We start from the raw sequence: 13,178 nt of genomic DNA, 5'->3' as shown, positions 1-13,178 counted from the left end.
AACAGTACCGCCACATTTACTTTGAGCGGAACCAGCGGAGCGACCGTCACGTACACCCTCAACGGCGGTAGCAACCAAACCACCACTTTAACGGGCGGAACGGCAACGGTCAGTATCCCGAGCGTGGTAGCGAATCAAACCTTGACGTTAGTATCGGTAAGTGATGCGAATGGGTGTTCGCAACCATTGGTGGGGATGGCGACAGTTGCTATCCAAACAAAACCCTCTATTACGCTACAAGTTCAAAGCCAAGTACTCAACGAAGGCAATAACCAAGTATTCTGCGACACAGATGCCAATCCTGTCAATAGTTTACAGTTTAGTATTTCGGGTTTGTGCGTTTCGGTTTCCCCCGTTTGGCGAGTGCAGGTAGGCAGTGGCGCATGGAGTAACTGGGCCACCAATCCCCCAATTTCCCAATCCTCCAATAACCAACTCCACCGTTACCAAGCGGCCTGCGACGTCAATTGCCCCGCTACCTATTCTGGGGTGATTGAAGTAACTATCAACTATCGGGCTTCTGTTCCCCAGCATGTATCGCTGACAGCAGATGGCGTAGGGGTGGCAGTCGGCGAAACCAAAGAAGTTTGTGCTGTATCAGCAATTTCTATTTCATTTACAGCGACTTGTGGGGCGGGAGAAATTGTCGCTTACTCCGTTGACGGCGGTGAATATGCCACAGGAGTACCCGCAGGAGTGGCAGACAATCTGTACCACAATTATCGTGTTCGCTGTCGAGAGGCAAATGGTATTCCGTCTTGTGTAGAAAGCGAGTCTGGGGTGATGCGGTTAAAATTGGTTCCCATTCCCGCGGCTCCTCAAGTGTCTCTTTTCCCTGAAACCAGTTGTAACCCAACCGCAAGCTTTAGCGGGCAATCATCTTGTGGTTCCCTAAAAACAGTTTGGCACAATGCCACTACCAACATTGCTTTGCCTAATTTACCTTCTACTATTCCTACCGAAACAACTTCTTATTACGCTCGCTGTCAGACAGAAACGGGTTGCGTAAGCGAAAAAAGCCAAGTCGTAACTTTTACGCTGCAAACGACTTATCAAGCTCCTGTTGTAACTGTTTCGCAAGAAATTGTATGTACAGGAACGACCGTTGTTGTCTCAGCCAACTGCCCCGCAGGAAGTCGAACGTACTGGAATACAGGGATCACCGCAGCAAGTTTTGAAGTGGCATTCAGCAACGTAATCAAACAGACCTACTGGGCCAAATGCCTTTTTGACGGCGGTTGCCAAAGTCAAGAAAGTAGTCGTAAGGAGGTCTATTGGAATGCCTTCGTGATTACCTTAATCAACATTGGAGAATCAAGGTCGTCGGTAAAAATCAACGACCGAGCGGCTTGGTCTAGCCAATTCATTACCCGTGATGGTGGTCCTACGTTAGAACAAAGTACCCAGCAAAATCCGACGCTATTTTTTGTGGAGAACCCCAACAAAATGGCTCCTCGTTTCTGGACAATCAATGCCGATGCCTGTAACTTGGGAACAAACGGCTCCCTGACTTTTGATATGTTGGCAACGCCCGAAATGGGGGTGGTTCGTTCGTTTAATACCCACGAAAATAATGCCCCTTATTTTATGTATGCCAATCGTGAAGGCTGGACGGAATTATACGCCCAAAATCACCCAGCTTATGGTTTCTACGCCGACAATGGCGCGGGAGGAAATGCCTATGATTCAGGATTACCCAAAGGTTTATACAAATTGAGTATTCGTTATTGGGACCAAAAAGGCTGGGGAAGTATTTATCCTTCTACCCGCCAAGCGCAAGGCAATGTCTTGGCTTATCAAGAATATTGGTTCCGAATCCAATCGAAAGATGGCGTAGGAATAGGAGCCGCGAGGGCGGAGAGCAGTGGGCAAGGGTCGGATCGTCGCACGGTAAATGGCAAGGAGCAAATGGCAACTACTTTGTCATCTCGGAGGGATCTAAAATCGACTGATAACGTTTTCGCTACGGTCTTTCCCAACCCAGTAACCAACGCCCTACGGCTGAAAATGGCTGATAACAGTGGGGTTCTAGTACAAGTTTGCTTGAGAGATGCAACAGGCCGAAAGGTGTTGAATCAGCGATTTATTCCTGAAACCGACGCCCATATCGAAGAAATACAGGTGAGTTCGTTAGCAATTGGTGTGTATGTCTTGGAGGTAAGGACGGGTCATTCTATTACTTACCTGAAAGTAATTAAAACAGAGTAGGGTTTTTCATAAAGTGTACTTAAACCGCCGCCTCTTTTTGGGTGCGGCGGTTTTTTTATAAAATTCATCCTCAAAAATCCTAAAATTAGCCCCGTTTTCAACCACTCTTCTACTTACCAACGCCCTCTCACCAAAATCTTTTCTACCTTTATCAGCCTTATACGAAGGTTTTTATAACTTTCGTGGTAATACGCATTCGCATCCAAACAATCATTGAAAACATCAAACCTTTACAACAGTGGCAGACGAACCCCAAAAAAGTAAAATGAGCGGTTGGCTCCGCGATTTAGCAGGAGTCTTTGTAGTACTAGACGACCAAAAGGCCGAAGAAAAACCAGCCGCTCCTGCTTCCGCACCCGCATCATCCGCGCCGCCTAAAAGCACGCCCGTGAGTGCACCCGTGTTTGTGGCTCCCGCTTCTAACGACTTTGTGGAAGACCTACGAAACCGTTTTCGGAAGATTTTGGAAGAAAAAAATCAGCCTGGTTTCGATTTTTATGAGTTTTCGCAAATGTTATTGCGCACGAGTACCAACCCTAGTGTAGAGCATTTTAAGACGGCCTATGAAGGCGCTAAACTCCTGAACCCGAATTGTAATCAACAGTTTTTGTTGGAGTCGGCGGCTTTTTATAAAACAGAATTACAGAAAGCGTTTGAAGCGACGGTTTCGGCGGGGGAGCAAAAGAAAAACGCCCTCACTACCGAAAAAGCCAAAGAACAACAGCAGCTCAATACCGAAGTCAATACCATTGAGCAACAGTTGGCTAAATTGAAGCAAGAAATTGCCAATTTGGAAAAAATACAAACGGAGAAATTAGCGGCGCTCAACGGAATAGATAGTAAGTTTACGGATAAGTTTGCCGAAATTGAGCAAAAAATTCAGGCTACCGTGACGGCCAAAGAAGGCGTTGCCAGTGAAATTAGCTTGATTGAAAACGGCATAAAGCAGTATATTTCGTAAAATTTAACCACAACTACTATGAATCTAACAGGTGCAGGCAAAGTCCTTTTGATTTTATTCATCGCGGGGTTGTTGGGCGCAGGGTATTATTTCTTGGGCCCCGATCCTAAAAAAGCAATAACCGAACTTACGACCAAATCCCCCGAAGGTGGCCCGTCGGCAAGTACAACCACCGAATCGACGGCCTCGGACGAGGGTTCTTCTTCGGCCAGCAGCGAGTCGTCGGCAGAGGCTACTTCGACGGCTGGCGCTTTTTCTTATACTGCTGCCGAGCCCGTGGATGGCAAACTCAAAGGTGTCGTTGAGTTAGGAGCAAGCGGTTTTAACTCCTTTGTAGTCAACATCGACAAAGACAAGAACTGGAAGCTCGAACACGCTGAGTTTGGCAATAGCATGGTCATTGAAAACATGGCCTCTGATTATGACATTCGCATTGGCCTAAAACGCTACATTGGAAACATGATGGACCACGGCGTAAGTGGAAAAGACATTCACTTTGTGGTAAGTTCGGGCGCTTTGAAAGCCGAAGTGACGGGTAAAATTATCAAAGTGTTGAAAGACATGGGTTACATGGTCAACACCGTAACGCCCGACCAAGAAGGTTCGCTGGGCTTGAAGTGCGCCTTGCCTGCTTCATTTAGCGACAAAGGCTTCTTTACTGATATTGGTTCAGGAAATACCAAAATCGCGTGGACGGAAGGTGGTACCATTAAGACCCTTGAAACGTACGGCGCTAAGTACTACGAAAAAGGAGTAGCCGACGACAAAGTGTATGAAGAAGTAGGGGCAATGTCGAAACAAGTACCGAAAAGCAAACGAGAAATATGCTTTATCATTGGCGGTGTACCGTTTGATTTGGCCAAAGAGGTACGAAATGGCAAAGAAAGATATACTGTTTTGAAGGCCGCGGAAGCTTACAAACTCGACAAAGCCAAATCAAAAGCAGGAGGAAATATTTATAAAGCCGTTGCTGATGCTACGGGTTGCAAAACCTTTGTTTTTGACTGGGATGCCAACTTTACCATTGGCTTCTTGCTGGGCTTGAAGTAACGGTTAGTTTTTTCTTTCAAAAGAGGCTGTTTCTCCAAACAGCCTCTTTTGTTTTTATTTGTTTATGTTGTTTTGTACTTTTCCACGATTTTAAAAGATTTGAAAGAAATTTATATAACCTATTGTTTATATATTCTATTTTTGCCTTGAAAAACTCGGCTTTCATTTTATGCAGGTATGAATTCTGACCAAAAGGATACACATTTGACCAGTTGGAATCGACTCAGGGCGGGAGATAACTATGCTTTGGGAGAGTTATACGATGGGTATATACAAATCTTGTACAAATTTGGCCGCCGACTTTGCAACGATGAAGAACTACTGACGGACGCTGTCCATGATGTATTTGAGGATATTTGGAAATACCGAGCGTCGTTGAGTGAAGTGGAGGCAAATAACATTCAGTTTTATTTGTGCAAATCCCTAAAAACCAAACTTCTCAAGTACCTCAATCGGCAGTCGAGACATACGCAACTTTCTGAATTTGAGGGGATAAATGATGACTACATAGAGTCTGTTGACACCTGGTTTGTCAACCAAGAAACCGAATCCCTTCAAAAACATCAGCTTGAAAAACACATTGCTCAACTCCCTAAGCGCCAGCAAGAAGCGCTTCTTCTTCGTTTTTACGATAATTTAAGCTACGACGAAATTGCCGAAATGATGTCGCTGACGCGTCATTCGGTCTATAATCTTATCTACAAAGCCCTCGGCCAACTGCGCGATAATTGGATATTTGTGGCTGTTTTTGGGGTGTTGAAATTTTTTTATAAATTTTTTTAAAAAAGAAAGAGGTAATCTTCGCACTTCGTTTCTCTATGTGGTATAATGCCTCTGAGAGAATGCCTGAACCCTTAACAAAATACGCTTCCTTTGACGCTGTGCAACTCGCAGCTGATGACTTTTTCCAAGATTGGGTACGAAATCCTTCGGGAGATGCTGACCACTTTTGGAACGAGTTTCTCCACACCTATCCAAAACGCCAAACGACGATAGAAGAAGCCCGACAGCTGGTACAACGAGTCGAAGTTCGTTTGCCCGACCTGCCAGAAGCGAAAGTTCAGGCCCTCAAAACCCGACTTGAGCAGACCATTGGCTTGCCACTATCGCCGCAAGACGCTCCCGTCATGCCTTTACGCCGCTCGTTTGTGAAACGATTGAGCTGGGTAGCCGCTGCCGTGGTGCTGCTGGTAGGCGGTGTGGTAACCGCTTGGTACAGTTCGCAACCCACCACAGTGTCGTACGCCACTTCTTACGGCGAAACCCGTAAAGTGGAGTTGCCCGACGGTTCGGTGGTTAATTTGAATGCCAACTCAACCTTGTCTTTTTCGGAAGATTTGAAAGACAAGGCCATTCGGGAAGTGTGGTTGCAAGGAGAAGCGTTTTTCGATGTGAAACACACGCCAACCGATGCCAAGTTTCGGGTACATACCAACGACCTCGTGGTGGAAGTGCTCGGGACGGAGTTCAACGTCTCTGACCGCCGCAAAACTACCCAAGTGGTGCTTCAATCGGGGAAAGTTCAAATCAAAGCTGCCCAACAATCGGCGGTATTGCGGCCTGGTGATATGGTGGAGTTTCGAGCCGATACGCGTAGCTTGACGCAGCGCAAAGTAAGAACTGAGCTGTACAGTTCGTGGCAAAAGAACATTTGGATTTTGGAAGGCGAATCAATGAGCGATGTCGCTCGGCGCATCGAAGACAACTTTGGGATCGAAGTAAGTTTTGAAAACCCTTCCCTTGCCAACGAAAAAATATCGGGCACGATTCCTTCGGGCAGTGCCGAAGAAGTACGAGACATTTTGGCTGATCTTCTAAAGGCCGACTGCCAACTATCAGAGAAAAAACTAACGATTAAATAAACCTAACTTTTGAGATAAACCATGTACAAACCATTACTATTATCCTTTTTGGTCTGTGGGATAACAGGTTTTGTTCAAAACGCAAATGCGCAAGTGTTTGCCGCCAATTACACAACCATTTCTCAGCAAAACAAAAATCAACCCGACCGCAAAGCGTCGATTCCTTTGAAAGAAGCACTACGCGATGCCGAAACGCGTTTTGGGATTCATTTGGTGTATAAAACCGACGAAATCCCGAATCGGTTGATTGCCGCCGATGCTCTCAGTGGCAAACTTGAACAGGTGTTGGAGAACCTCCTAAACCCTGCGGGTTTGACCTACAAAAAAGTACGAAACACTTACATTATTAAAACCCAAAAAGTCAAAACTTCGGGCAAAGAAATGCTCACGCCTAGCGAGACAAGCCCTGAAGCTTTGCCCAACACTAGAACGATTTCTAATGATTTCTCAAGTCTTCGAACAGTGCCTTCGCAACTTCAATTTCCAACCTCATCGGCCCGTGCTGTGGTGGTGGAGGATATAAAAATTGCGGGAAAAGTGGCAGAAGAAAACGGCCAAGGTTTGCCTGGCGTAAGTATTTTGCTCAAAGGAACCAACCGAGGAACGACCACCGACGCCAATGGAGCTTTTCAACTCGCCGTCCCCGACGAAAAAGCAGTATTGGTGTTTAGCTACGTGGGCTATTTACCCCAAGAAGTGGTCGTAGGAGGTCGTACGGCCATCAATATCATGTTGGTAGCCGATACCAAAGCACTCGGTGAAGTAGTCGTTGTAGGCTACGGCGTGCAGAAAAAAACGAGCTTGACCAGTGCCGTTGCTGAGGTAAAAAGTGAACAACTCACACGCCGCCCCGTGTCGAATGCCAATCAAGCCTTGCAAGGGATTGCGCCTGGGGTGACGATTCTTGACCGTGGTGGTTCGCCTGGCCCCAACTCTCGTGCCACGGTGCGGGTACGGGGTATCACCACGTTGAGTTCAAACGACCCGTTGTTTATTGTAGATGGGGTAGAACAACCTTTTAACACCATCAACCTCGACGATATCGAAAGTATTTCGGTGCTCAAAGACGCCTCATCAACTGCCATTTATGGTTCTCGGGCGGCTAATGGAGTTGTGCTTGTGACAACCAAACGCGCCAAATCAGGGAAAGCAGTGGTGGATTACAGCGGTTTTTATGCCGTTCAAAATGCCATTAACAAACCCGAAATGATGGACTTAGAACCTTATATGCGCTTGCAAAACGTGGCGCTTATCAACTCTGGCGCAGCGGCGAAGTTTAGCGAAGCCCAAATTTCAGAATACGTCAATGCTACCGACCGCCTCAAGTTTCCTTTGCCTAATACGTGGTTTAAAACCGTATTACGGGCAGCGCCGCAGTTTAGCCAAAACGTGTCGGTTAGCGGTGGAAATGAGTTTTTTCGCGGCCGCGTAGGCGTGCGTTACCAAAAGCAAGGAGGTATTGCACCCAACTTTGACAGCGATGTGAAAGAAATTCGCGCCAATACCGATTTTAAAGTATCTAATCGGTTGAGTGCAAGCGTGGACATCAATTACCGCAACAACAACTGGCAAACGCCCGTAAGCGAGTTCAACGTATTTAATACCATGTTTCACGGGTCACTTTGGGCTGTTCCAAAGTATCCTGATGGTACCTACGGCGTGAGTGCTCAAGGCAACAATCCCTTGATGTATGCCGAAATTGCAGGGCTTTCGCGGAACATTCAAGACTATTTGTTTGGCAGTGGAAAAGTAGAATGGGAAATTATTCCGAACTTGAAATTTAGCAGTCAATACGCTATTCGCTACACGGCAGAGCAAAACAAAAACTACACCAATGCTTATACGGTCTTGGATTATTACAATCCGTCGTTGGTCAGAAAAACCATTCCGCGCAGTAGTTTGACCGAAATCCGCAGCGTAACGCGCGAAACGACCCTCAATAACTTGTTGGGGTACAGCAATACGTTTGGTCAACACGAAGTGAAAGCATTGGTAGGGTACTCAGAAATTCAGAACAAATACAACACCATCAGCGCCTACCGCGAAGATTTTTACAACAACGACGTGCAGTCGATTGGCTCAGGTTCTGACAACAACAAAAACAGCGGTGGGGTAGATTCTCAATGGGGACTTCGCTCGTTTTTTGGGCGGATAAACTACGCTTTGGCCGACAAGTATTTGTTTGAAGCCAATGCGCGCTACGATGGTTCTTCTCGCTTTACGGGCGATAAAGTTTATAGCTTCTTCCCGTCGTTTTCGGCAGGCTGGCGTTTGTCAGAAGAGACGTTTTTTGAACCACTCCGCGCCGTAGTGGGTGAGTTGAAAGTGCGTGGTTCGTGGGGAAGAACTGGAAATCAGGCGGTAGGCTTGTACAGCTATTTCCAAACCCTCAACTCTTCTACCTATACGTTTGGTGGATCAGTGGTGCAAGGCTACGTTCAATCGAACTTGGCCAACCCGAACTTGACGTGGGAAACAACTACCCAAACCGACATCGGGTTGGATGCCCAACTTTGGAACAACCGTTTGAGCGTTACGTTTGATTATTACGACAAATTGACCAACGGCATTTTGCTAAACCTACCCATTCCAACAACCGTAGGCTTGAACGCACCGCCCCAAAACGCAGGAAAAGTGGGGAACAAAGGAATTGAATTGGGATTGACGTATCGCAACAAAACCAAAAGTGGTTTCTCTTACGAAATTGGTGGAAACTTTGCCCAAAACAACAATAAAGTAATTGATTTGGCCAAAACAGGCCCTTACATTTCAGGTTCGGACATCGACCCGCGCTACATCATCAAAGAAGGTTTGCCGTACAATGCCCACTGGGGCTACAAAACCGATGGGTTGTTCCAAACGGCCGACGAAATCAAAGCCTATCCTACGTTGGTGCCTAACATGAAACCTGGTGATGTGAAGTACGTGGACTTGAACAACGACGGAAAAATCAACAGCGATGACATGACGTTTATTGGTCTAACGTTCCCGCGTTACACCTTTGGACTAAATACCAATTTTAGCTACAAAAACTTTACGCTATTTACCCAGTGGCAAGGTGCGGCGGATGTGGACACGCGCTTGTCGGGGGCATTGGCTGAAATGGGGAACTACGAAGGCTTTACGCACAAAATTTATACTGATAACTACTGGACTCCCGAGCGGCCCAATGCGCGTTTTCCTCGTCCTGTAAAATTGGATTTGCGCAACGTATCCACGTCTGACCGCATGATTATCGACGGGTCGTATCTCCGCATGAAAACCATTCAGTTGTCGTACAGCTTGCCAAAAGGCTTGCTGGAGCGCATCAAAGCGGGACGGGCTACGGTTTATGTGAGCGGTACCAATTTGCTTACGTTCTCGAAGTTGAATGAATGGAACCTCGACCCCGAAGCCGAATCAGGGCGAGCGACTTATTATCCTCAAACATCGCTAACAACGGTTGGTCTTAATGTACAATTTTAACCTTTAAGGAAAGCTTAAAACAATGAAAATCAAATATATTTTCCCTCTTGTCGTAGGCTTAGGTGTATTGTCGGGTTGCGAACAAAGCCTGCTCGATACCGTGCCCAACGACCGTATTTCTTCGGATATTTTCTGGAAAACTGAAAGAGACGCGATTCTTGCCTCAAACGGCCTCTATCCTGCTTTGGACGGGGTCAATATCTTTGCCATTGAAGGCGTCACTGACATTTCGCACGTCAACCAAGTGTTTCAGGTAGAGTCCAATATTGAAAAAGGCATTCACGATGCGCTCAATTCGCGTCCTCAAAGTGAGTGGACGGCGGCTTACCGTGGGATTCGCCTTGCCAACGATTTTTTGGCCAACATTGACAAAGTCCAAACGACCAATACCGCCCTTATTGCCCGTCTCAAAGGAGAAGCACGTACGCTTAGAGCGTATCAATACACCAAGCTTGTGGGGCTTTTTGGAGATGTACCTTTGGTAACGACGACCATTGGTATTGAAGAAGGACGGATGCTCAAGCGGACATCCTCGGCCCAAATTTGGGATTTTGTGCTCAAAGAACTTACTGAAGCTGCCAACGATTTACCCGCCACCCAAACCGACAAAGGGCGCGTCACCAAAGGAGCGGCTTTGGCTTTGAAAGCACGGGCTGCACTCTGGGCGGGACGTTACCAAGAAGCGGCCGATGCGGCCAAATCGGTGATTGACTCAAAAACGTATGCGTTGTATTCGAGTTATGCCAACCTTTTCTCGTACGCAGCCGAAAACAATTCGGAAGTGATTTTGGACAAACAGTTTATCAAAGATACGTATTCCAACAACGTATTTGCCAGCATGGGGCCGTATAGCCAACGTACGGCCAACAACACCTACGTGCCTACCAAAGCGCTGGTGGATGCTTACCCGATGGCCAACGGCAAGGACATTACCGACCCTACCAGCGGTTTTGACCCTAAAAATCCGTATGCCAACCGCGACCCGCGTTTGAGGGCCTCGATTTTTGTACAAGGCGACGATTTGCCCGATGGGAAGAAATTTGATCCTCGTCCAACAAGCGGAACGGCCGATGCCATTGGCAATACTTATTTAGCCACTTCGACGGGTTTTGTGTTGAAAAAATACATCAACAAAGAAGACTTAACCACGGGTGGAAACTGCGGAATCAACATCGTTTTGTTGCGGTATGCCGAGGTGCTGCTTACGTACGCCGAAGCGAAAATTGAACTTAATCAAATAGATGCCACGGTTTACGACGCCATTAATCAGATTCGTCAGCGCGCCGATGTGAAGTTGCCTGCCTTGGCGACGGGGCTATCGCAAGCACAGTTGCGCGACGCTGTCCGTAAAGAACGTTTACTAGAGTTAGCGTTTGAAGGATTACGTTTGTTCGACATTCGCCGCTGGAAAATCGCCGAAAAAGTAATGGTAGGCGATGTTTACGGAATGACGTACGCAGACGGTGCCGATTTGAAAACCATTCAGATTGCGTCGTTTACCCGCGTTTTTGATCCTGCTAAACACTACCTCTGGCCTATTCCTCAGAAAGAACGCGAACTCAATCCTGAGCTTATCCAAAATTCGGGCTGGTAATTTGACCTGACACATCAGTAGTATCCAACTCCATTTCTATTTTAAAACAAACAAGCAGCGGTAGGACGTCAAGTGCGTTCCTACCGCTGGTTTAATCAACCGAAGCAGAATATGAAACGAATTGTTTTGTTGCTTTTCCTTTGTTGGGGAACAATGGCATTGGCCCAAAAATCGACCTCAAAACCCAACGTCATCTATATCTTTGCCGACGACCTTGGCTACGGTGAAGTAGGTGCTTATGGACAAAAGAAAATCAAAACCCCTAACCTCGACCGACTAGCAGCGGGCGGAATGCGCTTTACGCAGCATTATTCGTCGGCGCCCGTGTGTGCGCCTTCGCGTTGTGGATTGATGACAGGTCGCCATACAGGCCATACGTACATTCGCGGAAATTATGAACTTGGTGGTTTTGAGGACGATAAAGAGGGTGGACAAATGCCGTTGAACGAAGGAGCATTTACCATTGGGCATTTGTTCCAAAAATCGGGCTACAAAACGGGCGCGGTTGGAAAATGGGGAATGGGCATGGCCAATACCACAGGAAATCCTAACCAACAAGGTTTTGACTTCTTCTATGGGTTGCTTTGCCAAAAACAATCGCACAATTTTTACCCTACCCACTTGTGGAAAAATGGGGAAAAAGTGGCGCTAAATAACCCCTACATCAAAGTCCACCGCCCCATGCCCGAGGGAGACGAAAACTACGAATATTACGTAGGCAAAGACTACGCCATCGACAAAATGACGGAGGAAGCAACGGGCTTTATCACGGATAACAAAAGCCGTCCTTTCTTCCTTTATTTGCCTTATACCTTGCCTCACTTGTCGCTGCAAGCCCCCGAAGAAGCGGTCAAAGAATACATCGGGAAGTTTGACGAAAAACCCTACCGTGGTCAGTCGGGCTATGCCTCTACGCGTTATCCGTACTCGACCTACGCGGCCATGATTTCGTATTTGGACAAGCAAGTAGGGCAGATTTGGGAGTTGGTAAAAAAACTCGGTATCGAAGACAACACCATCATTATGTTTTCGAGCGACAACGGGGCGACGTTTGTGAAGCACGTGGACGCGGCGTTTTTTGAAAGTGCGGGGCCGTTTCGTGGGTTAAAAATGGACGTATATGAGGGCGGCATCCGAGTGCCAATGATTGCGTATTGGAAAGGAAAAATCAAGCCTGGACAAGTCACTGACCATGTTTCGACGCAGTACGACGTGCTGGCCACTTGTGCCGATTTGTTGGGAACAAAACCCGCCCTTCCAACCGACGGAGTTTCGTTTTTGCCCACTCTTTTGGGAAAATCCACCCAGGTCCAACATCCCTATTTGTATTTTGAATATCCCGAAAATGGCGGGCAGCTGGCGATTCGGAAAGGGGATTGGAAGGGTGTAAAACGAAACGTAAAAGCAAACCGCAACGGCGCATGGGAGATTTATAACTTAAAATCAGATATTGGCGAACAGAACAACGTGGCTGCTGCTCACCCCGAGTTGGCCAAGGAGTTTGACGAAATCGTACAGCGCGAACACCGCCCCGCGCACGTTCACGAATGGGAGTTTGTTGATCCAAAATTTGAAGTGAAGAAGTAGGTTCGTAAAGTTGTAATCTCTGCTTCTTAGCGCGAAATTCAAAAATCGGCTCTCTGTTTCCTGGTTATCTTCTATTCATTTTTATCACAAAGTCCACAATAGAAATCAGGTTGAACGCATTTGAAAAAGTAGCCTCAGCGAGGCTAAATCTTAGTAGAAAAAAAGGGGTAAAGGCCATCCCAAAGCCCCATCGGGGTGACATCTTTCACCGAACGTCGGCCACCCCGATGGGGCTTTTGGGGGGATTTGATTCATTTTTCTACGAAGATTTAGCTCCTCTGGAGCAATCAATAGTCACTTTATATTTTAATGCGTTCAACCTGAATAGAGGTAGCATAAGATTACTTTGTGGGCATTGTGCTATTCTTAACGTTCTTTGTGGTTGGTTACCGTTCAATGTTTAAATAGCTTCCTAACTATTACAAACTATGAGAAAGCTTTCAATTGTTTT

General features: G+C 46.7%; 8 protein-coding genes. All 8 read left to right on the top strand.

What is annotated here, in order from left to right; translation table 11 throughout:
- Positions 1 to 2,208, top strand: a 2,208-nt coding sequence (locus K339_RS0101660) for a T9SS type A sorting domain-containing protein (RefSeq protein ID WP_028522047.1), incomplete at its 5' end; no start/stop codon positions are given.
- 238 nt (positions 2,209 to 2,446) lie between these two features.
- Positions 2,447 to 3,169, top strand: coding sequence for a hypothetical protein (locus K339_RS0101655; protein WP_028522046.1), 723 nt, complete (start codon positions 2,447 to 2,449; stop codon positions 3,167 to 3,169).
- A gap of 18 nt (positions 3,170 to 3,187) precedes the next feature.
- The gene (locus K339_RS0101650; RefSeq protein WP_028522045.1) at positions 3,188 to 4,219 is read left to right on the top strand and encodes a hypothetical protein; all 1,032 of its coding nucleotides are present in this window, start codon (positions 3,188 to 3,190) and stop codon (positions 4,217 to 4,219) included.
- A 177-nt stretch (positions 4,220 to 4,396) separates the two neighbouring features.
- Positions 4,397 to 5,002, top strand: a complete 606-nt coding sequence (locus tag K339_RS0101640; RefSeq protein ID WP_051397733.1) for an RNA polymerase sigma factor — start codon at positions 4,397 to 4,399, stop codon at positions 5,000 to 5,002.
- Between the two features lie 59 nt (positions 5,003 to 5,061).
- The gene (locus tag K339_RS32320; RefSeq protein WP_051397732.1) at positions 5,062 to 6,081 is read left to right on the top strand and encodes a FecR family protein; all 1,020 of its coding nucleotides are present in this window, start codon (positions 5,062 to 5,064) and stop codon (positions 6,079 to 6,081) included.
- A 21-nt stretch (positions 6,082 to 6,102) separates the two neighbouring features.
- Entirely contained in the window at positions 6,103 to 9,546 is a 3,444-nt protein-coding gene (locus K339_RS0101630) for a SusC/RagA family TonB-linked outer membrane protein (protein WP_157607443.1), read from the top strand.
- Between the two features lie 22 nt (positions 9,547 to 9,568).
- A complete protein-coding gene (locus tag K339_RS0101625; RefSeq protein ID WP_028522042.1) occupies positions 9,569 to 11,140 on the top strand; it encodes a RagB/SusD family nutrient uptake outer membrane protein in 1,572 nt (523 codons plus the stop codon).
- A gap of 111 nt (positions 11,141 to 11,251) precedes the next feature.
- Entirely contained in the window at positions 11,252 to 12,727 is a 1,476-nt protein-coding gene (locus K339_RS0101620; protein WP_037298844.1) for an arylsulfatase, read from the top strand.
- The last annotated feature ends 451 nt before the right edge of the window (positions 12,728 to 13,178 follow it).

Source organism: Runella limosa DSM 17973, assembly GCF_000482465.1.
Classification (GTDB): domain Bacteria; phylum Bacteroidota; class Bacteroidia; order Cytophagales; family Spirosomataceae; genus Runella; species Runella limosa.
This window is presented reverse-complemented; position numbering and strand designations above follow the sequence as displayed.

Excerpts from the sequence above, each read along its gene's own strand:
- K339_RS0101650 (WP_028522045.1), top strand. The coding sequence starts at position 3,188 with ATGAATCTAACAGGTGCAGGCAAAGTCCTTTTGATTTTATTCATCGCG.
- K339_RS0101640 (WP_051397733.1), top strand. The coding sequence starts at position 4,397 with ATGAATTCTGACCAAAAGGATACACATTTGACCAGTTGGAATCGACTC.
- K339_RS32320 (WP_051397732.1), top strand. The coding sequence starts at position 5,062 with ATGCCTGAACCCTTAACAAAATACGCTTCCTTTGACGCTGTGCAACTC.
- K339_RS0101630 (WP_157607443.1), top strand. The coding sequence starts at position 6,103 with ATGTACAAACCATTACTATTATCCTTTTTGGTCTGTGGGATAACAGGT.
- K339_RS0101625 (WP_028522042.1), top strand. The coding sequence starts at position 9,569 with ATGAAAATCAAATATATTTTCCCTCTTGTCGTAGGCTTAGGTGTATTG.
- K339_RS0101620 (WP_037298844.1), top strand. The coding sequence starts at position 11,252 with ATGAAACGAATTGTTTTGTTGCTTTTCCTTTGTTGGGGAACAATGGCA.